Genomic DNA, 21,962 nt, shown 5'->3' with positions numbered 1-21,962 from the left:
ACTCAGCACTCAGCACTTTCCACTCAGCACTCTTTATAACCTGAGATTATCGGAAAACAGTAGCGATCGCTCTAGGCGGATGGGGTCAGTTACTCATAGCATTAAAATAGCCCCTTTGCATAAAATCAGCATGAAACGAACCAGGAAGTCTCTGCTGCTCACCTTGAGTTGGATTTTGTTGTCAGTTAGTACATCAATTGTAATTATTCTGACGCAACCTTTAGCACCTGTTCCAGCCCAAGAACCTGCCACTACCACCGTAGAAACAACAGATACACCCAGTTCCGAAAGTTCACAGTCCAACCAAACGCCAAAACCAGAAGCGACTGAACCTAAAAAACCAGACACCGCCACAGAACCTGCACTTACTCCTGAAGAACTTGCCCGTCAACAAAAATTTATCGAAGCTGATAAATTATACCTCGCCGGAAATATTACTGAGGCAGAAAAACTTTATCGGGAAGTCAAAACACCATTCGCCAACACAGATACTGCAACTCAAGAACGTAAACCCGCCATTGTTGATGCGACGCAACTATCCCCAGCAGGTAAAGTTTACTGGCGAGAATCAGAAGCGGGAATTGCGGCTAAGTTGCAAACAAGAACAGAAGTACCGCTAAAACTATTAGTTGAACAGTATCCCGAATTTATTCCTGGCCATATTCGCTATGCTGAGATTCTCAAGCAATATAATCGCCCCAAAGAAGCTGTAGAGGTTTTAGAACAAGCATCATCACTATATCCCGATCAGCCAGATTTAATTAAAGCTAAAGTTACCGCACTGGCTGATGAAAAAAAATGGATGGAAGCATCCTTAGCAGCGCGTCAATTTGCTATTCTTTATCCGAATGATCCGCAAGCCGAGGAATTTACCCAACTTGCAGAAATCAATCTCAAACGCTACAAAGCCCATATCCGCGAAGAAATTAGAGGTAACACTCTCGCTAATATTATTACAGGTGCAGTCGGCTATGCGGTGACAGGTAGTTTGTTAGGGCCGTTTTCTGCCTTAGACTCTACCATCTTGCTACTACAAGGCGAAGGTGCGGTGGGGGAATCGGTAGCGAAACAGGCAAAACAACAGCTACCATTAGTCAAAGATGAAGAAGTGCTGGCCTATGTGAACGAAATTGGGCAGAAACTAGTGAAAGTTTCAGGACGCACTGAATTTAAATACGAATTTTTTGTGATTCCTGAAGAAGAATTGAACGCCTTTGCCTTACCAGGAGGTAAAGTTTTTATTAATGCTGGTGCGATCGCTAAAAGTAATTCTGAAGCTGAACTCGCTGGGTTAATCGGTCATGAATTATCTCATGTAGTTTTATCCCACGGCTTTCAACTAGTTACCCAAGGAAACTTAATTTCTAACGTCACCCAATATCTGCCTTTTGGCGGTACAGTCGGTCAACTTTTCTCCCTCAGCTACAGCCGTGATATGGAACGTCAAGCAGATGTTTTGGGTACTCGCTTAATTGTGGCGAATGGCTATGCTGCTGATGGGTTGCGTAACTTGATGGCGACACTACAAAAACAACAAAAAAATGCGCCTCCTACCTGGATATCATCTCACCCCGGCGGTAAAGAACGGGTAAATTATCTCGAAAACTTAATTATTCGGGGTAAATACAACCGCTACAGTTATGAAGGCGTTGAACGTCACACAGCCATTCAAGCCAAAATTAAACAAATCCTCAAAGAAGAAAAAGAAAGAAAAGAGAAAAAGCGGCGTTCTGAATGAATCAAAAAACAAATTTCTGCGTCACTGAAATTATCAATTAGCTAACCTCATATCTACTAAAGGATAATTTATGGCATTTCAACCCTTGAAGCTATTATGTTTAAGCGGTTTGGGCTTATCTTTATTTTTAGGTAATTCCGCCGCCTTTGCTCAAGTTAATGATGGTGGTGGTATTGTTGTACCTACCACTTCCGATCCTTATCCATCAGGTTCATCAAATCCTGTAGACACTTCCTCTAGTGGTACCGTAGCGACTGGTACCAGATTTAGCTGTCAAAACAGCAATGGTCAATATATAGTAATGTATCAACCCGAAAGCCAACCAGGAAGATTCTTTCCTTGGGCTGCTCCTGCACAATTGGGTGGTGGTTGGGACCCGTACAAACGTTGTGTTACTATTGCTCAACGCTTAGAAGAATATCGTCCCGATGGTTTGCAAGAACTCCAAACAGGTTTTTTGAATAACGAAAATATTGTTTGTGTCACTACTGAAGCTAACTCTAGTTGTCGAATTGTATTGACAGTACCCAGAGATAAAGACCCTTATACTGTCCGCAATAGCATTTTCCAAAACTTAATTTCTGCGGATGATGGTCAACAAACTACGGCTGTGAATACTTTCCGCAATAATAGAGGCGGCGCAGATGAAATTTACAATATCGGACGCACAATTTTAGGTGGAAATAATCGCAGAGTTAGCTCATCGAGAAGTGGCATTAATCTTAAACCGTTCCTCGATCGCAAAGATGGTGGAACTGGAACACAATTACGCAATGGTGTCGCAATTCGTCGTCAAACTCCGACTCAATCTCAAAATCGGACTCGCTTAAATCCTGGTAATTTCCGGTAATATTGTGTGCAGTGAATGTCAAATCTTGACTGATGAAAACTCTCATTCAAGCTCTGTGTTATTTGGGCTAGAGTGAGAGTTTTTGTTATTGGTATAATACAGGAAATTTTCACATACTTACAACTCTTCCCATCTCTGCAAAATTTCCTCAACTGTAGATTTTAGTTCTGGTAAATTCTGCTCAATTACACCCCAAACTCGATTTAAATTTACCTTTAAATAATCGTGAATGAGTACATCTCGAAAACCAGCTATCTGTTGCCACGGTAAATCTGGATAAGCTGCTTTTATTTCAGGAGATAATCGCTTTGTTGCTTCCCCAATAATTTCAAAATTTCTAATTACCGCATCTTGAATAATTAAGGTTTGCAAAAATACTTCTTTGCCACTACAGGTATAAAGCTCAATGCGCTCAATACATTCTTTGATGTTACTCAAGTACAAGCGATCGCCTTTCATAACATTACAGCTTCCTGTAACACTTCATCTCTAATTAACTCATGTAAAGTTTCTACTTCGGTTACATCCACTTTACGTCCAAGTAATTGCTCCAAAGATTGTATGAAAGCAATTTGATCTAGTAAAGTTCGCTGTGGTTCAAGGTCTATCAGAAAATCTACATCACTATCTAGTGTAGCTTCTCCTCTAGCTACAGAACCAAACACTCGCACATTATATGCGCCGTACTCAGCAGCAATTTGTAAAATTTCTTCACGGTAAGCTGTGATTATTTCATCAATACCCATAACCTAACTTAAATCTTTCTTATTTTCATAATATATGGTGAAAGCTTCTGTTATCTATCACCTGATTTCTGCTATGGCGTTTTTCATTGCAATGAGGTACATTCATCTAGCCTCTAGCCTCTAGCCTCTAGCCTCTATCTCCTATCTACTTGTACTGCACTCAACCGAGAAACGCTATATTGCTTTGTACTTTATGCAAATTAATTATTCCCGCGTTATACACTTAAGCCATATTATTGATGAAAATATACCTTTATGGCCGGGCGACCCAGCGATAGAACTTAACACTGTTGCTGATATTCAAAATGATGGTTACTATCTGCGGCGTTTTGCTTTGGGTGAACATAGTGCTACTCATATCAACGCGCCTAATAGTTTTGATTCTGCTGGTGCAGGAATTGATGAATATGCGGCGGAATCACTGGTTTTATCGGCAGTAGTGATAGATGTCTGCGAAGTTGCCGAAAATAATCCTGATTATGCTTTGAGTATTGCTGATATTCTGGCTTGGGAGGCAAAATACGGCGTGATTGCCAATGGTAGTTTAGTCATACTGTATACTGGCTGGCAGCATAAGTGGACTGATAGCCATGCCTTCTTTAACCAAGATGCGGCAGGAATTATGCACTTTCCGGGCTTTAGTGGTGATGTGACGCAGTTTTTGTTGGATGAACGGCAAATTGCTGGTGTAGGAATTGATACCCACGGTGTTGATCCTGGAAAAGATAACAGTTTTACGACTAACCATTTAGTGTTGGCACAGCAGGGTATTGTGTTGGAGAACTTGACGAATTTAGATCAACTACCTCCTCAAGGTACTACATTAGCGATCGCTATTCTCAGATTGCGTGGTGGTTCTGGTTCTCCTGTGGGTGTGTTGGCTTTTGTGCCTTAACTTTTGTGTATAACTTTTTCGCCTTCTGCCCATTCTTTAAACTTGACGTTAACGTAGAAAGCAAATCAAATCCATAGCAGTTATCTCAAAAAAATTTTTAAATACTAATTATGACTTTGCTAACTTGTCGCAATTATATTAATGGTCAGTGGGTGGATGCTACGACAGGAAACGTTCTGGAAAGTTATAACCCTGCTGTGGTAAGTGAAGTTGTCGCCACCTTTCCCCGTTCTCACACTGAGGATGTGGATAAAGCCGTCGCCGCCGCCCGTGAAGCTTACCGTAGTTGGCGGCAAGTTCCTGCCCCAGCCAGAGCCGAATATATTTTTCGTGTGGGAGAATTATTACTCCAGCATAAAGAAGAACTCGCCCAATTAATTAGTCGGGAAATGGGTAAACCCTTAACCGAAGCTAGAGGTGATGTGCAGGAAGGTATTGACTGTGCTTTTTATAGTGCTGGTGAAGGAAGGCGGCTGTTTGGGTTAACGACACCTTCAGAAATGCCGAATAAATTTGCGATGACGGTGCGAATGCCCATTGGTGTTTGTGCTTTAATTACACCGTGGAATTTCCCTGTGGCTATTCCTTGCTGGAAAGCTATGCCGGCTTTGGTATGCGGTAATACTGTTATTCTCAAACCTGCTGAAGATACTCCCGCTTGTGCAACTAAACTAGTAGAAATTTTTGCCGCAGCCGGTTTACCAGCAGGTGTAATTAACTTAGTGCATGGTGTTGGTGAAGAAGTTGGTAAAGCTTTAGTTGAACATCCCCATGTTGATTTAGTTTCTTTCACTGGTTCTTCGGAAACGGGTGCTTTTGTGGGTGCAACTTGCGGACGCACTCACAAGCGTGTCTGTCTGGAGATGGGCGGTAAAAATGCCCAAGTGGTGATGGAAGATGCCGACTTAGGACTAGCTTTAGATGGTGCGGTTTGGGGGGCTTTTGGGACAACTGGGCAACGTTGTACGGCTACGAGTCGGCTGATATTGCACCGTGACATTAAAGAAGAGTTTACGGCAATGCTGTATGAGCGTACTAGTAAGTTACGCTTGGGTGCTGGTTATGACCAAGATACAGAAATTGGGCCGATAATTAATCAAAGGCAATTGCAACGGGTGAATGAATATATGAAAATTGCCCGTGAAGAAGGGGCAAAAATTTTAATTGGTGGGGAAATTGCCACTGAAGGACAACTACAACAGGGTAATTTCTTTTGGCCAACTATTTTAGATAATGTTACGCCAGATATGCGCGTTGCCCGTGAAGAGATATTTGGCCCTGTAGTGGCATTAATTGAGGTTAATTCCTTTGAAGAAGCGATCGCTATTCTCAATGATACTAATTACGGTCTGTCTTCTTCCATTTATACCCGCGATATCAACCGGGCGTTTACCGCCATGCGGGACATTGAAGCAGGCATTACCTATATTAATGGCCCGACTATTGGCGCAGAAGTACATTTACCTTTTGGTGGTGTGAAACAAACAGGTAACGGACACCGCGAAGCCGGAACCACTGCTTTAGATGTATTCACAGAATGGAAGAGTGTGTATGTTGACTTTTCTGGTAGTTTACAACGCGCCCAAATAGATAATCGAAGTTAGTCAATCGCCTCTTGCATGAGTTGGGCGAAAATAAACTAAAATCCCGACACCCCAAACCCTTTCACCCAGTCGCCACAAACAATCTTTGTGCAGAAATCCTCATAAAATAATGCCCTTTGTAATGTATCTAAACAAAGGGCGATAAACACTAAAGCTAAGAGGGCAATATATGAATGTAATATGTATCACCTGGGAATGGTAATCTAGCTTACCTTTATGTTTTTTTCATTTGTGCAGCGTGAACAGAAACATATATGACAAGTTTGATACATATTTGTTAAGAATAGTTACAGCACCCGTAACACTAGGAAATATTTCTTCTTATGGTAGACTCCCTTGAGAATAACCCACCGCATCAAGTCGTGATCATTGGTGGTGGCTTTGGTGGACTATATGCAGCAAAGGCACTGGCTAAGGCTAAGGTAGACGTAACGCTGATTGACAAACGTAATTTTCACTTGTTCCAACCATTGCTGTACCAAGTTGCCACAGGTACACTATCACCTGCTGATATTTCCTCTCCGTTGCGATCGGTATTAAACAAAAGCAAAAATACGAAAGTGTTGTTGGGAGAGGTGAATGATATAGATCCCCAAGCACAGCAAGTCTTTTTGGGTGATCAAGCGATACCATACGATACGTTAATAGTGGCTACAGGTGCCAAGCATTCCTATTTTGGTAAAGATAACTGGGAAGATTTTGCGCCTGGTTTAAAAACTGTAGAAGATGCGATCGAAATGCGTCGCCGGATTTTCTCGGCGTTTGAAGCCGCAGAAAAAGAAACTGATCCTGAAAAACGTCGGGCTTGGTTAACCTTTGTGATTGTAGGTGGTGGCCCTACAGGGGTAGAATTAGCAGGTGCGATCGCTGAACTTGCTTATCAAACCCTCAAAGAAGATTTCCGCAACATCGACACATCCGAGGCAAGAGTTTTACTTCTAGAAGGACTAGATCGGATTTTGCCACCCTTTGCACCAGAATTATCGCAACAAGCAGAAGCATCTTTACAGCAATTGGGTGTTAGCGTTCAAACCAAAACTTTAGTCACCAACATTGAAAACGATATTGTCACCCTCAAACAAGGTGATGAAGTGAAAGAAATTGCTGCCAAAACAGTATTATGGGCAGCAGGTGTGAAAGCTTCACCAATGGGGCAAGTTTTAGCAGAATGTACAGGTGCAGAATGCGATCGCGCCGGACGAGTGGTTGTTGAACCAGACTTAAGCATCAAAGGCTATCCCAACATTCATGTAGTTGGCGACTTAGCAAACTTCTCCCATCAAAATGGCAAACCTCTTCCTGGTGTTGCGCCAGTAGCGATGCAAGAGGGAGAATATGTTGCTAAATTAATTAAGGAAAAAATCAAAGGTAATACCTTACCTGCTTTCAACTATAGCGATCGCGGTAGTTTAGCCATGATTGGGCAAAATCTAGCCGTCGTGGATTTAGGCTTTATCAAACTCAAAGGTTTCTTTGCTTGGCTATTTTGGCTATTAATTCATATCTACTTCTTAATTGAGTTTGATAACAAACTAGTAGTCATGATTCAGTGGGTATGGAACTATGTCACCCGCAAACGTGGCGCAAGATTGATTACTGGGCAAGAAGCTTTGGCACAAGCAGGAAATGAAGCGCCTAGTAAATATTACAAAGCCACACCACCAAGACAAGCACTCAATGTCTAAAAAGGTAGGACTTACGCACCAACATTGTCTGTAGAGATTGGGTGTGAGGGTGAAAGAATATGGGGTGTAAGGGTTTTGGATACATACACCCCTATACCCTTTCACCCTTGCCCATGATGATTTTTCGCTGTTCCCTGTTTAACAATCATTAGATAGTAAAAGTCTAGGTATCGGCAAGTTTTGATTTTCCAGCAATTCACTTGCCGGAATTTTGTTTAAACTTGTTTGCTGTAATACTGTCAATAATTCGGCACTTTGGCTTAATAACTCATCTACATTAATACCGCCATAACTATCTGGATAACGGCGCAGGCGGTTGCTTCCTTCTCCGAGTAAAATAGCTGCGCCGCGCAAATTCTCATTTCTGAGATGATACAAAGCTACAGCAATTTGGAGAATGCCCTGGTAAAAAGTTTTTTCGGGTTCAATGGCTTCGATCCACAAAGCCTCTAAAGTGTCATGACAGGCGTAAAACTGTCCAGAGTTGAACTGTTCTACACCTTGCCAAAACTCTTGGGGCATAGTTTCGCTCATGCCATACTATCTCTTACTTCTTTAATAGTTTCGATAGAGATTTCTTGGCTTTCACCAGCAAATTCATTGTCTGATGTTAAAAACAGCATACAATGGCATTCTTTCCGTTCTCTCATTGGTACACAAGGACAGTTCCAATATGTAGCCTTGACTTCAGCTTCTTTGTCTTCGTAGTGGCGACAGGGACACAAAGGCGCACCTAGATCGTCTTTATGTTTGGCTAACCCTTCAATTACCACTGCTGTAACCGAAGGTTCACTACAGAAGTACGTTCCAGTACGCTTGGCGTATTGTTCGGAAAAATGCCGCATTGCTTCTAAGCTTTTATCGCTGGAATGTGTGTTAACTTCTGATGTGATCATGTGGATCGGCCGCTCATAATTTAAATATTTCTTTGCATTGTACCTCAGCCTCAAGGCGCTATTACTGGGGATATCTCCCCAACCTGAACAGATTCAATGATGATATTTAACAAAAACCGCAATAAATTAGCATTCATTGAAATATTAAATACATAGAATACTCATTTAAAATGCTTGTAAAGGTTTTTGTAGTTGGGGTTGTAAAGCTTGTTCGCTTTGCACCACAATACCAGGGCAGTCACGATTGACAACCGTTGATGCTTGATCTGAGGAATTATTATTCTGCCACAAAATCCAACGACTGCCTTGGGGTAAGGAAGAGAGTGTCAGAGAATTTTGAGTTAACCAAATTAAAGGATTGTTTGGTGTTTCTGTGGCGTTGATATCTTCTTGAGATGTTGCCGCAGCTAGGGTTTCTAGAACAATGCGTAGGCCGGAGGACTTGCCGCAGGCATCGCCTTTTACCAAATTTGTCCCAGCTGTCCAGAGTTTGACGGGCATTCCCATCCGTTGTGTGTAAAAGTACAAGCTGGCTGCGGCAATTACGGCTTCCTCAAAATCATCTTCTTGCCATTCACCACCACTATCTAAGGCAATAATGATTTCTTGTCCACCTGTGACAACTTCTAACTCCCGGACTCGTAATTCACCATAACGGGCGCTAGTCCGCCAATGAATCAGTCTGGTGGGGTCGCCGATGCGGTAAGGACGCAGCGATCGCACTAATCCCGATGTCGCTGTCTGCAATGGGCGATTGATAGAATCACCTTTTTTGCTTTCTTCTTGTCCCATTTCATCAACTAAGGGACAAGTGGTTAAAGGTAATACAGTGGGGTAAACAATAGCGATCGCTTCACAATCTCGCTGACGACGACACCAAAATAAACCTAAAGGTGCGCCAGTTGCTAATTCCACATTGTGCCAACGATAAATACCTCGACGCTGGGTCTGGTGGTAATAAACCCAACGGTAACTATTTTTACTCGGAATAACTTCTATTGGCTGTTTGATTGGGTTACCCAAAACAAAAGGCAAAATATCCTCGACTTGCAGCAAACTTACAGATTGTGACGTGGGATTGTGGATTTCTAATTCTACAGTCAATTCATCCCCAGCCGAGACAGGCTGAATTGGATTGCGGGTGATAGTTAAACCAACAAGCGATCGTGGCGGTAAAACTGCTGCTACTACCAACAGCGCCACACTCACACCGCTAATAGCATACAGCCACCCTGCCATTGTATTGACAGCCGCACCAAAAAAACAAATAGCAACTCCCGCAAGCACCCAACCGCCGTATGTAGGTGTACTTGCCCGATTTTCTAACCAGTTGGTGATGGGTTTGATAATTTTCATGTTTCTTTTTTAACCCAACATCACCGGAAGTTCACAGTGGCGCTGGTGTCATTTCACGAGCAGAACAATCATAATAATTAGCAAACATCACCTTGATAATGCAAAAATGTCTAACAACCTCAGTCACATAGAAGAAATTCAAGCAATTCGTCGCCGACCGGCTATGTACTTTGGGAGTGCAGGAGTGCAAGGTACAGAACAGTTTGTTTATGAACTGGTAGCCAATGTGCTTGATGCTTATTTGACAAAAAAAGCAACCTTTGTGAATGTAACTTTGGATGGAACCACTATCTCAGCCGTCGATGATGGCCCAGGACTGCCATTTGATGAACCCAGTGATATCGAAGGTGTTAGCCTTGCTACTAAATTGCTAACTCGTATTCATCAAACACGCTCATTTGATGAACACACTCCCCATGTTCATATAGTTAGCCGAGGCGTTGGTTTAGCACCCATGAATGCCACTAGTATTCAACTCAAGGTACAAAGTTGGCGTTCTGGAATGCTGTGGGAACAGTGCTTTAATAAAGGAATTGCACAAGGATATGCCAAGATTATTCAACAAGGTAATGGTCGAGGAACAAAAATTGAAGTCACACCTGATCCTGAACTTTTTAGGCAAACGCAACCCAGATTTGGAATAATTCAGAGGGCTTTGTTTGACACTGCTCATTTATTTGCTGGGTTGAAAATTGGATTAAATGAAGAGCGTTTCTATGCACCGCAAGGACTAAAAATGCTGGGATATATACTTTTGACTCGGCAAACAGACGCTAACAATGAGCCATTTCACGTAACTTTGCACCATAAAAATATTTTGATTGAAGCGGCAGCTTTTGGCGATCGCTTCTCGCAAAACCGCATATTTTCATGGGTAAATGGAGCCAGAACCCCAGATGACGGCAGCCATGTTGAAGGTTTTTCACAAGCATTAGCAGAAGTCAACTGGCAACCTGCACTGAGTTTGATTCATATTGTGATGTATGACCCACGTTTTGCAGGGCCGACGCGGGATAAATTGGATGTCCCACATATTAAAGAAGTAATTCAAGAAGCACTGCGAGAACCTTTATCATCCTGGTGGGAAGACCCCAAAACGTAAGCGGAACCTAATGATGAGAGCCTTTCTCAGAGACTTGACTGCTGAAATTTGAATATGAAATCTAGAATTGTAAATATAAAGCCGTGTACAACTTTATCTCAAACCTAACCCCCAACCCCTTCCCTCGTAGGGAAGGGGAGCAAGATTCAAAGCCTCTCTCCGCTTCGGGGAGCCAGCGCGTTGCGGAGGTTCCCTCCGTTGTAGCGACTGGCGTGAGAGGTTTGGAGAGGGGTTTCAAGAATAAATCGCACATCGCGTAAATTATAGTCTGACAAAATACCAAAAAATTTAAATTCGTGACACTTAGAGAATTAGAAAACCAACTTCTTGCTCTTAGCCCTAGTGAAAAATTGCAGGCAATACAGTTACTTGCCCAAAGTCTTGGTAGCAGTTGGCAAGGAATAGAGAAAACCCCTGGAGTCTGTGGTGGCGAGGCGCGAATTGCCAACACTCGTATTCCAGTTTGGGTACTTGTGGAAGCTCGCCGTCTTGGATATAGTGATGCTGACCTTTTGACAAGCTATCCCAGCATTTCAGCTACAGATTTAGCTAATGCTTGGGTATATGCAAAAGCTCATTCTGATGAAATTGAATTGGTAATTGAGCGTAATCAGGTAGCGTAAATGGCAAGATTTTACGCAGATGAGCAGTTTCCGTTTCCGGTTGTCGTTATTAGGCGTAGGTTGGGTGGAGGAACGGAACCCAACATCATCAAAACTTTGAAGTTAATTCCTAAATGTTAGATTTATCAGGACTTACGCAAAAGTATGAAAAAACGAACCACAAAGGGCGCAAAGGACACGAATTTATAAGAGTTTGAGAGAGTTCTTGCATAAGTCCTATTAATTAAAAAAACTGTTTGTTATATTCAAAAGATACTATAGAGTAATAGCTAATTAACTGTATAATTTATGGATCTGTAACTGTACTAAAAATTATCAAAGTTAATTGACTCACATTGGATGCTATCAAGTAAAAGTCCAAATAAATGCACTGGCTCAGGATAATGCTTTTCTTTCCCCAGCCAGTATAGATGACATACCAAATAATTGGTCTTGTAACTGGGTGAATTTCTGGAAAAATACTAACTTCGAGTGTCAAAATATAGTCAAAATTGTTTATCAGGATGAGGTTTGGGGATTAGTGCATTATGGTCTTTATCCATATCTTTATCCCAATTCTGTTCCTCCCAGATTTTTAGAGATAGAACACATAGAAGCGCACCCTACAAGTCGAGGAGAGATTGCTGGGCGGTTTATGGAACCGATTGGCAAATGGTTAATCTGGTATGCAACACAGGTTGCTTTAAAGTTTTGTCAAGCACAATCAGATGATCCACTCGTTATTCTAGAAGCTCTAGATACAGCTGTGTCATACTACAGAGATAAGGTGCAGATGGAATATCTTGGTTTCGCACGTAGCACTCCTGGAGAAGATTTATATGGCTTCAGATTCTCACGAACAGCAGCAGAAGCATTCTGCCAGCGACATGAAAGCCAATGGGGAGGAGCAATACAGTATGAGCAGTGATGAAATTAGAGCAGGATCAAAAGAGATGATGACACACGCTCAAAGACAAGCTTTTCTAAAAACATCTTCTTTAGGACAATTATTTGGAGTAGCAAATTTACTTCCTGAAGTTGAAGCAGCTGACGAAGAATCATCAGAAGAACTACCAAGGCTGAAACGAGTGCGTGGACTATTTAAACTGAAGCAAGTAGGACACAATCAGCATTCTTCGACTGATGCTGAAATTTCTAAAACTAATAATCAAGTTTAGGTAAACATACGTGATTAGACGTGTTTTAGTAGATTTTGATATTCTACTAGATGTTCTGCTAGACCGAGAGCCGTATGTAGAATATTCTGTAAAACTCTGGGAGTTAATCGAGTCTGGGCAGATAGAAGGTTATGTAACCCTAACAACTCTCAACAAAATATTTGATATTGGTAGAGAAAAAGGAGATATTGAGATCGCCTGGCAAGCTTTATCAGAGATTCGAGCAATCATGAATATTTGCCCTATTGATGATCAAATTTTAGCAAAAGCCAGCAGTTATAAAATAGAAGATTTTGAATTTGCAATACAGTTAGCCTGTGCAAGTGTTTTAAATCTCGATTATATTCTAAGTAGAAAAAAAGGTAATTTACAAATATTCTATAATTTAGATTTTAAATATATTTCAGAAAATATTTTTTCTTTAGTACCAGTAAAACAGTTCTTAGACTCTTATTGCTTATTTGACAATCCTACCCATTACATAACGCGTTATGTTAAGGAAGAAGAAAAGCGTTTATATTTTGTTGATTTTATCCTGAAGAATGTTCATCAGATAATAGCTAATTGCGCCAAAGACTTGTTAATAGAGCAAAAACTAATTGATTCAAATGATCAAGCACACATCAAGAGCTATATAGAAACTATCCAAAGAGATATGGCAAATATTTTAAAATACATTATGTATGTCATACTATCTTATGACACTAGCGTTTTTGATAAGCTTAGACTTGATTGTTTGGATAGAAAAGAAACTTCACAATCTCTAAATTTAAACCACGAATCTGTGATTTTTTTGATTTACAGAATGCAAGACAATATCTTAAAGATAACTAATGAATCAACGGATATTGATCATGTTGATTGCATTAGTTTAATCTATGAATTAAACAGCTATTTTGAAAAATTGATAACTGTTATTAATTAAATCCAAATATTTACTCACTCAACATTTAAGTGATTTTCTAGCAATGATGCGATCGCTTCTGGATGAAGTTTCTTATACTTCTTTTTACCGAGTAACAAAACGCAGTTAGGGGCGCTGCTGCACCGCTTTTGACAGTCTGTGTGTTCAATTTTTACTTTGTCTCGCAAACCGCGATCGCACAGAGTTTTTTCTAATTCTGATAATAAACCTTTACCACCTTTTTTCACACAGCCAGATTTTTGACATACCATAATTTTGGCTTCTGGTTGCGGTAATAATTCTTGAGTGGGACAAGCAGCAACTGGCGTGACTTGATGTGCTTTAATTTTGATTTTGCCTGTGCGTGTGTTGACTTTACTCACACCACAAACATGAATTTGCTCACCAGGAGCTAAACTACATTGCAACGAACTACGCAAATCTTTTGGTAATTTGATATATAAATTACCAGAAGGAATTGCTAATTGCAGATATTTAGCTTTTCCTGATTTAATGCCTGCAAAACCCTGGAACTGACCTTCTAAATTCAATTCCGATAATCTGAGATATTTGTCACCCATGTTAACTACTCAAAATTTAATTACAAAATAATTAACCCCATGCTTTTGGGGCATTTTTGCTGATTCTTGAGTAAAAAGGAAGAAGGAAAAATTGGTTGTTACTTTTTGCCTTCTCTCTTTACTGTTGACTTGTATTTTTTCGCTAGATTCCTATAGGTAATAGCCTACAAATCAGGAATAAATATTTTTATTCTCTAGCCTCTGATTTCAAGCCAAGCGTCTAGCTTCTACAGTTTTAGGCAAATTTGCTACATCAGGTATTTCGGGAAATTCTAATTCCCAACCATTGGCTAAGGTAAGAATTTTACCAGCTTCACCGTCTGTTTGTTTAACTACTACTTCTTCTAAATCTTTTTTAGCGACGTAGACTGTTAAATTACCATTATCATTCATCCGTAGCATTACCTTCATGATTTTCCTCAGCAGATTCTAGTTCTTTTTTGCGACAACCAACAACAATGCCTTTATCTAAAAAATGCACTGCATAAATATAGGAACGTTGTAAAAAAGTGCCTATACTTGCTACGTAACCAATGTCTCCTTTCTTCGCTAAAATTTCGCCAATTTCTCTACCGGGAAATGTACCGTCATTTTTAATTTGTTTGCGGAGTCTGACTTTTTCACCAATTTCAAAATCAGGTTCTGACTCTAATTCGTATTCATCGGGTTGCATGAGAATACCTCTGTTCTTTTACCAAGTTCAACAGTTCTTCGGTTGTCAGGCTGCGTTTTTTCTTAACTGATTGTTGGCGGACTGCATCTAATACAGATTGGGTTTCTTCGGGGTTGAGAAAGATCCCATGCTGCTGAAGCAAGCTAGATACCAAATGCTTTCCAGAATGCTTACCAACGACTAAACGTCTTTCCCAACCAACTTCTTCTGGTGCAAAGGGTTCGTAGGTGTTAGGGTTTTGTAATACGCCGTGTGCATGAATTCCAGATTCGTGAGCAAAGGTATTCTCACCAACAATTGCTTTCCAAGGTGGTACACCAGCACCGGCGGCTGCGGCTACAAGTTGCGATAATTCCAACAAACGGGGTGTGTTAATTCCCATATCTAAGCCATAGATGCGTTTGATAGCCATGACAACTTCTTCTAAAGCGGCGTTACCTGCTCTTTCACCCAAGCCGTTGACGGTGGTGTTAACAGATATTGCGCCACCTTTAATTCCGGCGAGTGCGTTAGCTGTCGCCAAGCCGAAATCGTTGTGGGTGTGGATTTCTACAGGAATCGACAACCAAGAAACAAGGCGCTTAACTTTTTTGTAGGTGGTGAAAGGATCGAGAACTCCTACGGTGTCGCAGAAACGAAAGCGAGATGCACCCCATTCTTGAGCATACAGAGCGACATCCAACAAAAAGTTTTCATCGGCTCTGGAAGAATCTTCGCCACCGACGGCTACCCAAAGACCGCGATCGCGTGCGTAACTGATACAATCTTTGAGTCTTTGCAGACTTACTCGCCACTGTCCATGAAACTTGGCAGCGATTTGGATACCGGAAACCGGAATAGCAATATGTACTCGCTGCATTCCACAAGCAATGGAAGCTTTGATATCAGAAATTACAGCGCGGTTCCAGGCGAGGAGGTTGGCTTTTAATCCCAAGTCAGCAATGATTGAGATGGCACGAATTTCATCTTCTCCCATCGCTGGGATACCGACTTCTAATTCATGCACGCCGATAGCATCGAGAAATTTGGCGATCGCAATTTTCTCTTTTAAGGTAAAAGCAACACCTGCTGCTTGTTCGCCATCGCGTAATGTAGTGTCATTAATTATGATTTCACTCATTTCAAACAGCCTCATAGGAATTTTTCTTAATATTCTTTCTGTAGCGTTAATTATTTTCCGCAACGCTGAGTAAAGGTAAATGCTATAAATTAATCCAATTAATATTTTGTCTTCATCATTCTTTAATATTAACCAGATAAAGACATCGCATCTGTATGACAGAAAACAAAACGACAGTATAATTTAACTGCCATTTTCACTATTGTCATGCACACTTTTTTCTAGTAGAAGATAGCCCAAATAGGTGTTAAGTAGACTGGAAACAAATAAGAAAACAAATCCACAAACAAAGCTAGAAATCATAATCCTATCTCCCGATAATTGCAAGTCATTTCTGCCAAAAAGTTGTAACTAGCGATCGCCAACATATTGCCAGTAAAAATTTGTTCAGTTCATCCCACAAATCAAAGCTCCAATTTCTCCCTTGTCTCCCCTGTCTCCCTCATCTCCCCCATCTCCCTATCTATGCTCATCTAGCCAATCTAAAATTTGTTCTAGCTGTTCTAAGTTGACCAATCCATATTGCCAAAGCAGCATCGGTAATGGTGCATCATCAAACTTTTTGTGTCGCAGTGCTACAGCAATATCTGCATTGGTGAGTTCGAGTTCTGTATGTAAAAATTTGATGAATTTTGATTCTTTCGTGCGGGTGGACATAACTAAACCAGAAACAGATAAGTATAGAGGAGAATTAAAGATTGAGTATGCAATTTAGGCAACTAAAAAAATCAGAGTTAAAAATAAAAGAGAAGCTGATTTTTTTGGTTTGTCAAGACAGGTTTATAAATCCCAACAATGTTTTAACCAGTTGACCAATTCTTGACGCGGCGCGAAAAATTGCATAATCGTACTACGGACTAAAATTGCTGCCAGTAAACTGTTAATTTGGACTCGTAAAGAACCATCAGGGTGACAAGCACAGGGAATCATTAACTCTTGCAAACGGTGATAAATTCGCCAGCGATCGCTCAATGGAATCTGTAAAATTTGCTCACCTAAAGTATTATTTGTCATTGGTCATTTGTCCTTTGTCCTTTTTCTTTTGTGTAATATTAGTTACTATGTTTTATTCTTTTGCCTTTTGAGTTTTAACTTCTGATTGACGGATTGATTCGTAAGCTTTGATTTTTTGTTCAAGTTGCTCAATGCGAGATAGTAAGGAACGAATCACAGTGGCTTCCACATCCGGGAGTTTGTTATGTTCTAGAGGAGATTGATTCTTGTCTTTGCGAGAAATAATTCGTCCGGGAACGCCGACAACAGTGGAATCAGCCGGAACATCACGCAACACAACGGAACCCGCACCCACACGGACGCGATCGCCTAATTGAATATTTCCTAAAACCTTCGCACCAGAACCAACCACAACGTTGTTACCTACAGTCGGGTGACGTTTCCCGCTTTCCTTCCCAGTTCCGCCGAGAGTCACCCCTTGGTAAATCAGCGTGTAGTCTCCCACAATCGCCGTTTCCCCAATCACAACCCCCATCCCGTGGTCGATAAATACGCCTTTACCAATCTCTGCACCAGGGTGAATTTCAATTCCGGTTAAGAATCGACCAATATGAGAAATGAAACGCGGAAAGAAAGCTACGCCTCGACGATGCAACCAGTGAGCTAGACGATGTAAACAAAGCGCGTGGAAGCCAGGGTAGCAAAACACCACCTCTAACCAATTACGTGCAGCCGGATCACGTTCAAAAATAATCCGAAAATCACTCAACACTGGCTCAAAAGAAGTGACAGCAGAGAGTAAATTTTTCAGCAGGGATGTTTTTACAGAATCAGGCGCTACTGTCGCTGGTTGATTACTGTCTAATGACTGTTGCATCGGTACTGTCTGGGTAAAAAAGCCTTGTGCTATTTTTATGCTTATAGCAGGCGACCCCCAACAGGACAGTACACTCTATGTCGGTTGGATTTATTGTATTTATTAAGGTTGTACTCAACCACTGCAAAGCTTTATTTTTAATTAATAATAAATTTCTCTTGGGGTAGGGGTACTAGCTTTTTAAAGTAGGGGTACTAGTATTTCTTGGGTGGGGGTTTAAGAATTGCGGTACTCACCATCAAAACCTTGACCCGTCTGAATTTGCAGCGATTTATCCAAGTTATTTTACGATATATTAAGCTGTACTCAATTGCCCGGAAATCGGGTGTAGAGACGACTACAACTTAATTTCTGTATCTCTAGTTACGATTGTAATTTTACGGTTTTGCCACCCAAAAAACCAAATTCTTCACTTTGTTTTAGCTTTTATTATTTGTATTTGGAGATACTAATAAATTCCGATTTTACACCCTGTTGATTTGTGGGAGGATGGTGAAGCAATCTTTCCCCCCACACTCCCCACACCCCCACACCCCCCACACTCCCCACACTCCCCACACCCCCCACACTCCCACACCCCCTACTCCCCATTCCCCGATAAATAGCAATGACAATTGGGCTTTTCAATGAGTGACTCAACCAGGGCATTGAGGGCTGTGGCTGCTAGTAAACCACCGCCCAAAGTGCCTTCTGTGGTGATGGTAGGAATTGCTTGTTGCATAATTTGGCGTTTGGCGGCGGGTGCATGGCTAAAGCCGATGGGCATTCCGATGATGAGGGCGGGTTGAATTTTTTGTGCTTTAATGGCGGTGCAGGCTGCTAACAATACAGAGGGTGCATAACCAATGACTAAAATGCTACCCTGGGAGACTTGTAATAATTTTTCTTGCCATTCTTGATGTTGCCAAAATTCCTGTTCGGCTTCTGTGGCGGTGGTGATGTGGGGGTTATTAATTAAAGTTGTGACACGACAGCCTAAATGAGCTAATCTTGTTTGATCTAAAGCGGCGGCAACGGTAGGAATATCCACAAAAATCTCGCAACTGGCTGATAAGGCGTGACGACTAGCTGCGATCGCTCCGGCACTGACTCTCACAAAAGATGCTAAACTCACATCACCACAGGCTAAAACCAATTGCGAAATCAGATGTTGTTCAATTTCCGAACGGTCAGATAAATCAGGTAATAAATGTTGTAGAGATTCGGCAAATGCTTCTGAGTGGGTGTGTACTTGGGCATCTAAACCATTCCACAGTTTTTCTAACCCGCCTAATCCTATGTGGGTTTCGACTTCTAACAATTTTAGTTGGGCTAAGACTTCCGCCTGCATAATTTGACAATGGCGATCGCGTCCTAATAATCCTTCTAAGGCTGAGGCGGTTTGTCGCAATTGGGCAATTTGCTGCATAATTGCCTGATACTGTTTTTGTAATTGCGCTGTCAGAGTTTCGGTTTCTGGTTCCATCTCTAAAATGTGGCGGATGTGGTTGAGTTGGAACCCTTGTTGCTTCAGCGCCACAATTCTTTGCAGCCTGATGACATCTTGTTCTGTGTAAAGACGATAATTACTCGGCGATCTGACTGGTTGCGGCAACAAACCTAATTGATGGTAATGTCGTACCATACGCGGCGTAATGCCACCGCCAACCGCTTCCGTTAGTTCTTTGATTGTTAAAGAACAATTATTCATACATCACAGCCAAGCTAACCACATACTATTATTTTGAGGTTTAGACGAGATAAGTAAGAATAGTCAGATCCCCGACTTCTTTGGAGAAGTCGGGGATCTCGCCCAACTAACTAAAACCCTTGCAACTGTTTCTCAGTCACCCAAGCAGCATGAAACCCATAAGGTACACGTTGGGGAATTAACACTCGCGCTACAGGTTCACCAGTAATATCTTGAGCATTCATTACCAATAATTCTGAAGTATTGGCTGTTTCATCGTGAACAAAAGTCATTAACCAGCCATCATCTTCAGCTGTGGCGTGAGGACGTGGTGCAAATATAGACTCACCACCATAACGCCCTTGCCCAAATTCACGAATTTGGGATGTACCATGATCAAAATCGTATTTAATTACACCGTCGAACAAAGGTACAGGAGTAGGTGCGCTTTTATTCACGTAGCCATAGCGAGTTTGTCGTCCTAACAAGTTTTCGTTGACGCGGGGAAATTCCCCAGATGTGTCATCTAATCTGGACTCAGACACAGCCCCAGTCTTGAGGTTAAACCGCCATTGATGGAGTCGGGGAATATTCCCATCAGGATCATCAACGCCATTAACACCCAACACAGAAGTAGAACTCATCCGACAGGCTATTAATACGACTTCATCACCTTGTTGATAGGCGTTGAGGGTATGAAACATGTAGCAAGCAGGACTTTCAAACCATTGAATCTTGCTGTTATCACCGTGACGTGGGAGAATGCCAAAACGACTGGGGCGATCGCACTCAAACATGATCATTGGTTTTCCCTGCTGCATCCTTGCTGGGTTGAAGGTCAAGGGTAAATCCATGAAAATTGTATAGTCTTCTGTAATGGCAAAGTCGTGCATCATCACAGGTTCAGGAATTTCAATCGGTACAGTGAATAACAACTCCCCTGTAGCGGAAACTATGCCGTACTGCAAATATGGCGGCGTAAATGAATAGCCAAAAAACACCATTTCACCCGTAATTGGATCTACCTTTGGGTGTGCCGTAAACGGAGAAACAAGTTTGCCATTATAGGTGTGTTCGCCAATTGTCTTTAACTCAGGTACTTGAATTGTATGAGGCGCACCAGCTTCCCACACTGCTAATAACTGACCACCATGCCAAACTAAGGCGGTATTGGCGGTATTTCTCGATATTGGTGGCGCATCTGTTTGTGGTGGTTCTAGCAACCCAGTCAAGACTGCTTTACCCGCTTCATGTTCTGTTTCCCATTTTTGCGTCTGCACATAACGGTTGCGATAAACCGCCTTACCGCCACTAATTCTGACACCGTGCAGCATCCCGTCACCATCAAACCAATGATACTGACCAATAGGTGAATATTGCGGGTTAGGGCCATTCCGCACAAACATCCCTGATAGTTCTGGTGGGAGTTCCCCAATTACTTGCAGGTTTTCTGCCGTAATTTCTGCGGAAATTGGCGCAAAATTGCCATCAAGATAAGGATTTACTGCTGTTGTGGTCATGATGTTGTCTACAAAACTCTGTGAATTTGTAATACTACTTAATCTTAATGATGACAATATAGCAATCCTCATAGGGAACAGGTGGGAGGGATGTGGGAGGGGTTGGAGGTTTGGGAGGATGGTGAAGAAATCTTTCCCCCCACACTCCCCACACTCCCCACACTTCCCCCACGCCCCACACGCCCCACACGCCCCACACTTCCCACACTCCCCACACTTCCCCCACTCCCCACACTCCCCACACCCCGCCCCGAAGAGGCTAGTCAGCGAATAGGGTGCGCTAACAGTGTTAACGCACCCTACAAAAATTAATAGATTGTTGACAAAAGTAGATATATCTAAATAAAACCTACAGATGTAAACTTCTGTAATATTGATAACTTGCCAAGCATTGATAGTTGTAGTAAATATCTCGGCTCTAAATATTTACTTAATATTTAAACTTATGATTGTTGAGGCCCTTTAGCATCGCATTCTCTGTGCCAGCATCGTTTGAGCAAATCAATCCGCCAGCTATGAGCAAAGCGTTGGGGATTTAATTCTAGTTGATGATCACGGCTAAATAAGGGCTGGTTGAGATATTGCCAAAGAGGAAATTTAATCTTGGTGTGTTTTTCTGCCATAACGAGGAACAAAGGAAATATATATAAGCGATCGCCTTATAGCAGCAGTGGAAATTTTTACTCAAAACTACCACTTACTGATTTTCTAGTTAAAGATGACATGATAAGTATTCAATTGTCCTGGTGACAATTGCGGAATTTTACGTAAAGTTTTCTGTCCAGTTCGTTAGACTCAAGATCATGTTAAAAGTTCCTAAAGCTTAATACTGCTTGGTTCTAATTGCTGTGGCTGGCGGTTGTACTGAGTTCCTATATGAGATAGGTGTCGGTTTCTCAGACAGTTTCTGACTGTTTGCCATCCTCGCAACACATTTATATATCCTGAAACCAACACTTGAGTTACCATGTCTGCTATTGCTTTTGTGCATTTGCGTGGGGAGTAGTCAAAA

At 41.6% G+C, this 21,962-nt stretch carries 26 protein-coding genes; 10 read left to right on the top strand and 16 right to left on the bottom strand.

Features of this window, described 5'->3' with window-relative positions; all coding sequences use genetic code 11:
• Nucleotides 1-130: 130 nt before the first annotated feature.
• Both H6G79_RS11225 and H6G79_RS11220 read left to right on the top strand, forming a co-directional pair.
• Nucleotides 131-1,738 carry a M48 family metallopeptidase gene (locus H6G79_RS11225; protein ID WP_190588721.1) on the top strand — a complete coding sequence of 536 codons (1,608 nt, stop codon included), beginning with the start codon at nt 131-133 and terminating at the stop codon, nt 1,736-1,738.
• A gap of 70 nt (nt 1,739-1,808) precedes the next feature.
• On the top strand, nt 1,809-2,588 hold the full coding sequence (locus H6G79_RS11220; protein WP_190588720.1) for a COP23 domain-containing protein: 780 nt from the start codon (nt 1,809-1,811) through the stop codon (nt 2,586-2,588).
• 117 nt (nt 2,589-2,705) lie between these two features.
• On the opposite strand, the gene H6G79_RS11215 is transcribed toward H6G79_RS11220, so the two are convergent.
• On the bottom strand, nt 2,706-3,047 hold the full coding sequence (locus H6G79_RS11215) for a DUF86 domain-containing protein (protein ID WP_190588719.1): 342 nt from the start codon (nt 3,045-3,047) through the stop codon (nt 2,706-2,708).
• Nucleotides 3,044-3,334, bottom strand: coding sequence for a nucleotidyltransferase family protein (locus tag H6G79_RS11210; protein ID WP_190588718.1), 291 nt, complete (start codon nt 3,332-3,334; stop codon nt 3,044-3,046). The genes H6G79_RS11215 and H6G79_RS11210 overlap by 4 nt, the downstream gene beginning before the upstream one ends.
• A 193-nt stretch (nt 3,335-3,527) precedes the next feature.
• Here H6G79_RS11210 and H6G79_RS11205 point away from each other — a divergent pair, with 193 nt between their 5' ends.
• The 3 genes from H6G79_RS11205 (at nt 3,528) to H6G79_RS11195 (ending at nt 7,518) form a co-directional block, all read left to right on the top strand.
• Nucleotides 3,528-4,229, top strand: a complete 702-nt coding sequence (locus H6G79_RS11205; protein WP_190588717.1) for a cyclase family protein — start codon at nt 3,528-3,530, stop codon at nt 4,227-4,229.
• Between the two features lie 107 nt (nt 4,230-4,336).
• A complete protein-coding gene (locus tag H6G79_RS11200) occupies nt 4,337-5,833 on the top strand; it encodes an aldehyde dehydrogenase family protein (protein ID WP_190588904.1) in 1,497 nt (498 codons plus the stop codon).
• Nucleotides 5,834-6,156: 323 nt separating this feature from the next.
• Nucleotides 6,157-7,518 (top strand): NAD(P)/FAD-dependent oxidoreductase, encoded by a 1,362-nt coding sequence (locus H6G79_RS11195; RefSeq protein ID WP_190588716.1) that lies wholly within the window; start codon nt 6,157-6,159, stop codon nt 7,516-7,518.
• Nucleotides 7,519-7,656: 138 nt separating this feature from the next.
• On the opposite strand, the gene H6G79_RS11190 is transcribed toward H6G79_RS11195, so the two are convergent.
• The 3 genes from H6G79_RS11190 to H6G79_RS11180 all read right to left on the bottom strand — a co-directional run bounded on the left by H6G79_RS11190 (nt 7,657) and on the right by H6G79_RS11180 (nt 9,770).
• Entirely contained in the window at nt 7,657-8,052 is a 396-nt protein-coding gene (locus tag H6G79_RS11190; RefSeq protein WP_190588715.1) for a DUF309 domain-containing protein, read from the bottom strand.
• Nucleotides 8,049-8,414, bottom strand: coding sequence for a ferredoxin thioredoxin reductase catalytic beta subunit (locus H6G79_RS11185; protein WP_190588714.1), 366 nt, complete (start codon nt 8,412-8,414; stop codon nt 8,049-8,051). Before H6G79_RS11185 ends, H6G79_RS11190 begins: the two co-directional genes overlap by 4 nt.
• A 165-nt stretch (nt 8,415-8,579) precedes the next feature.
• Nucleotides 8,580-9,770, bottom strand: coding sequence for a DUF58 domain-containing protein (locus H6G79_RS11180; protein ID WP_190588713.1), 1,191 nt, complete (start codon nt 9,768-9,770; stop codon nt 8,580-8,582).
• Between the two features lie 106 nt (nt 9,771-9,876).
• Here H6G79_RS11180 and H6G79_RS11175 point away from each other — a divergent pair, with 106 nt between their 5' ends.
• From H6G79_RS11175 to H6G79_RS11155, 5 genes are all read left to right on the top strand, one after another.
• Nucleotides 9,877-10,872, top strand: a complete 996-nt coding sequence (locus tag H6G79_RS11175; RefSeq protein ID WP_190588712.1) for a hypothetical protein — start codon at nt 9,877-9,879, stop codon at nt 10,870-10,872.
• Between the two features lie 296 nt (nt 10,873-11,168).
• A complete protein-coding gene (locus H6G79_RS11170; RefSeq protein ID WP_190588711.1) occupies nt 11,169-11,495 on the top strand; it encodes a DUF433 domain-containing protein in 327 nt (108 codons plus the stop codon).
• A 325-nt stretch (nt 11,496-11,820) separates the two neighbouring features.
• On the top strand, nt 11,821-12,402 hold the full coding sequence (locus H6G79_RS11165) for a hypothetical protein (protein ID WP_190588710.1): 582 nt from the start codon (nt 11,821-11,823) through the stop codon (nt 12,400-12,402).
• Entirely contained in the window at nt 12,392-12,652 is a 261-nt protein-coding gene (locus H6G79_RS36675) for a hypothetical protein (RefSeq protein ID WP_242048273.1), read from the top strand. The genes H6G79_RS11165 and H6G79_RS36675 overlap by 11 nt, the downstream gene beginning before the upstream one ends.
• Nucleotides 12,653-12,662: 10 nt before the next feature.
• On the top strand, nt 12,663-13,577 hold the full coding sequence (locus H6G79_RS11155; RefSeq protein ID WP_190588709.1) for a PIN domain-containing protein: 915 nt from the start codon (nt 12,663-12,665) through the stop codon (nt 13,575-13,577).
• A 14-nt stretch (nt 13,578-13,591) separates the two neighbouring features.
• On the opposite strand, the gene H6G79_RS11150 is transcribed toward H6G79_RS11155, so the two are convergent.
• The 11 genes from H6G79_RS11150 to H6G79_RS11100 form a co-directional block, all read right to left on the bottom strand.
• Nucleotides 13,592-14,137 (bottom strand): (2Fe-2S) ferredoxin domain-containing protein, encoded by a 546-nt coding sequence (locus tag H6G79_RS11150; protein WP_190588708.1) that lies wholly within the window; start codon nt 14,135-14,137, stop codon nt 13,592-13,594.
• A gap of 207 nt (nt 14,138-14,344) precedes the next feature.
• Entirely contained in the window at nt 14,345-14,548 is a 204-nt protein-coding gene (gene nifT, locus H6G79_RS11145; RefSeq protein ID WP_190588707.1) for a putative nitrogen fixation protein NifT, read from the bottom strand.
• Entirely contained in the window at nt 14,523-14,810 is a 288-nt protein-coding gene (locus tag H6G79_RS11140; protein WP_190588706.1) for a nitrogen fixation protein NifZ, read from the bottom strand. The genes nifT and H6G79_RS11140 overlap by 26 nt, the downstream gene beginning before the upstream one ends.
• Nucleotides 14,797-15,930, bottom strand: a complete 1,134-nt coding sequence (gene nifV / locus H6G79_RS11135; protein ID WP_190588705.1) for a homocitrate synthase — start codon at nt 15,928-15,930, stop codon at nt 14,797-14,799. The genes H6G79_RS11140 and nifV overlap by 14 nt, the downstream gene beginning before the upstream one ends.
• Nucleotides 15,931-16,389: 459 nt before the next feature.
• Nucleotides 16,390-16,587 (bottom strand): DUF2949 domain-containing protein, encoded by a 198-nt coding sequence (locus tag H6G79_RS11130; protein ID WP_190588704.1) that lies wholly within the window; start codon nt 16,585-16,587, stop codon nt 16,390-16,392.
• Between the two features lie 123 nt (nt 16,588-16,710).
• On the bottom strand, nt 16,711-16,944 hold the full coding sequence (locus tag H6G79_RS11125; RefSeq protein ID WP_190588703.1) for an Asr1405/Asl0597 family protein: 234 nt from the start codon (nt 16,942-16,944) through the stop codon (nt 16,711-16,713).
• 52 nt (nt 16,945-16,996) lie between these two features.
• Entirely contained in the window at nt 16,997-17,761 is a 765-nt protein-coding gene (gene cysE / locus H6G79_RS11120; RefSeq protein ID WP_190588702.1) for a serine O-acetyltransferase, read from the bottom strand.
• Between the two features lie 580 nt (nt 17,762-18,341).
• Nucleotides 18,342-19,451: a precorrin-8X methylmutase gene (locus H6G79_RS11115; RefSeq protein ID WP_190588701.1), complete on the bottom strand. Its 1,110-nt coding sequence runs from the start codon at nt 19,449-19,451 to the stop codon at nt 18,342-18,344.
• 110 nt (nt 19,452-19,561) lie between these two features.
• Nucleotides 19,562-20,950, bottom strand: a complete 1,389-nt coding sequence (locus tag H6G79_RS11110) for a carotenoid oxygenase family protein (RefSeq protein WP_190588700.1) — start codon at nt 20,948-20,950, stop codon at nt 19,562-19,564.
• 443 nt (nt 20,951-21,393) lie between these two features.
• Complete coding sequence (locus tag H6G79_RS11105; protein WP_190588699.1) at nt 21,394-21,573, bottom strand: hypothetical protein; 180 nt, start codon at nt 21,571-21,573, stop codon at nt 21,394-21,396.
• Nucleotides 21,574-21,766: 193 nt separating this feature from the next.
• The gene (locus tag H6G79_RS11100) at nt 21,767-21,919 is read right to left on the bottom strand and encodes a hypothetical protein (RefSeq protein WP_190588698.1); all 153 of its coding nucleotides are present in this window, start codon (nt 21,917-21,919) and stop codon (nt 21,767-21,769) included.
• Nucleotides 21,920-21,962 lie beyond the last annotated feature (43 nt).

The organism is Anabaena sp. FACHB-83, from assembly GCF_014697485.1.
Taxonomy (GTDB): Bacteria; Cyanobacteriota; Cyanobacteriia; order Cyanobacteriales; family Nostocaceae; genus Nostoc_B.
This window is presented reverse-complemented; position numbering and strand designations above follow the sequence as displayed.

What these genes read in the sequence shown, in the direction of transcription:
- H6G79_RS11150 (WP_190588708.1), bottom strand. Translation starts at nt 14,137, where the DNA reads ATGGGTGACAAATATCTCAGATTATCGGAATTGAATTTAGAAGGTCAG.
- H6G79_RS11180 (WP_190588713.1), bottom strand. Translation starts at nt 9,770, where the DNA reads ATGAAAATTATCAAACCCATCACCAACTGGTTAGAAAATCGGGCAAGT.
- H6G79_RS36675 (WP_242048273.1), top strand. Translation starts at nt 12,392, where the DNA reads ATGAGCAGTGATGAAATTAGAGCAGGATCAAAAGAGATGATGACACAC.
- H6G79_RS11110 (WP_190588700.1), bottom strand. Translation starts at nt 20,950, where the DNA reads ATGACCACAACAGCAGTAAATCCTTATCTTGATGGCAATTTTGCGCCA.
- H6G79_RS11205 (WP_190588717.1), top strand. Translation starts at nt 3,528, where the DNA reads ATGCAAATTAATTATTCCCGCGTTATACACTTAAGCCATATTATTGAT.
- H6G79_RS11125 (WP_190588703.1), bottom strand. Translation starts at nt 16,944, where the DNA reads ATGACAAATAATACTTTAGGTGAGCAAATTTTACAGATTCCATTGAGC.
- H6G79_RS11100 (WP_190588698.1), bottom strand. Translation starts at nt 21,919, where the DNA reads ATGGTAACTCAAGTGTTGGTTTCAGGATATATAAATGTGTTGCGAGGA.
- H6G79_RS11140 (WP_190588706.1), bottom strand. Translation starts at nt 14,810, where the DNA reads ATGCAACCCGATGAATACGAATTAGAGTCAGAACCTGATTTTGAAATT.
- nifV (WP_190588705.1), bottom strand. Translation starts at nt 15,930, where the DNA reads ATGAGTGAAATCATAATTAATGACACTACATTACGCGATGGCGAACAA.
- H6G79_RS11185 (WP_190588714.1), bottom strand. Translation starts at nt 8,414, where the DNA reads ATGATCACATCAGAAGTTAACACACATTCCAGCGATAAAAGCTTAGAA.
- H6G79_RS11115 (WP_190588701.1), bottom strand. Translation starts at nt 19,451, where the DNA reads ATGAATAATTGTTCTTTAACAATCAAAGAACTAACGGAAGCGGTTGGC.
- cysE (WP_190588702.1), bottom strand. Translation starts at nt 17,761, where the DNA reads ATGCAACAGTCATTAGACAGTAATCAACCAGCGACAGTAGCGCCTGAT.
- H6G79_RS11105 (WP_190588699.1), bottom strand. Translation starts at nt 21,573, where the DNA reads ATGGCAGAAAAACACACCAAGATTAAATTTCCTCTTTGGCAATATCTC.
- H6G79_RS11225 (WP_190588721.1), top strand. Translation starts at nt 131, where the DNA reads ATGAAACGAACCAGGAAGTCTCTGCTGCTCACCTTGAGTTGGATTTTG.
- H6G79_RS11190 (WP_190588715.1), bottom strand. Translation starts at nt 8,052, where the DNA reads ATGAGCGAAACTATGCCCCAAGAGTTTTGGCAAGGTGTAGAACAGTTC.
- nifT (WP_190588707.1), bottom strand. Translation starts at nt 14,548, where the DNA reads ATGAAGGTAATGCTACGGATGAATGATAATGGTAATTTAACAGTCTAC.
- H6G79_RS11195 (WP_190588716.1), top strand. Translation starts at nt 6,157, where the DNA reads ATGGTAGACTCCCTTGAGAATAACCCACCGCATCAAGTCGTGATCATT.
- H6G79_RS11130 (WP_190588704.1), bottom strand. Translation starts at nt 16,587, where the DNA reads ATGTCCACCCGCACGAAAGAATCAAAATTCATCAAATTTTTACATACA.
- H6G79_RS11220 (WP_190588720.1), top strand. Translation starts at nt 1,809, where the DNA reads ATGGCATTTCAACCCTTGAAGCTATTATGTTTAAGCGGTTTGGGCTTA.
- H6G79_RS11175 (WP_190588712.1), top strand. Translation starts at nt 9,877, where the DNA reads ATGTCTAACAACCTCAGTCACATAGAAGAAATTCAAGCAATTCGTCGC.
- H6G79_RS11210 (WP_190588718.1), bottom strand. Translation starts at nt 3,334, where the DNA reads ATGGGTATTGATGAAATAATCACAGCTTACCGTGAAGAAATTTTACAA.
- H6G79_RS11215 (WP_190588719.1), bottom strand. Translation starts at nt 3,047, where the DNA reads ATGAAAGGCGATCGCTTGTACTTGAGTAACATCAAAGAATGTATTGAG.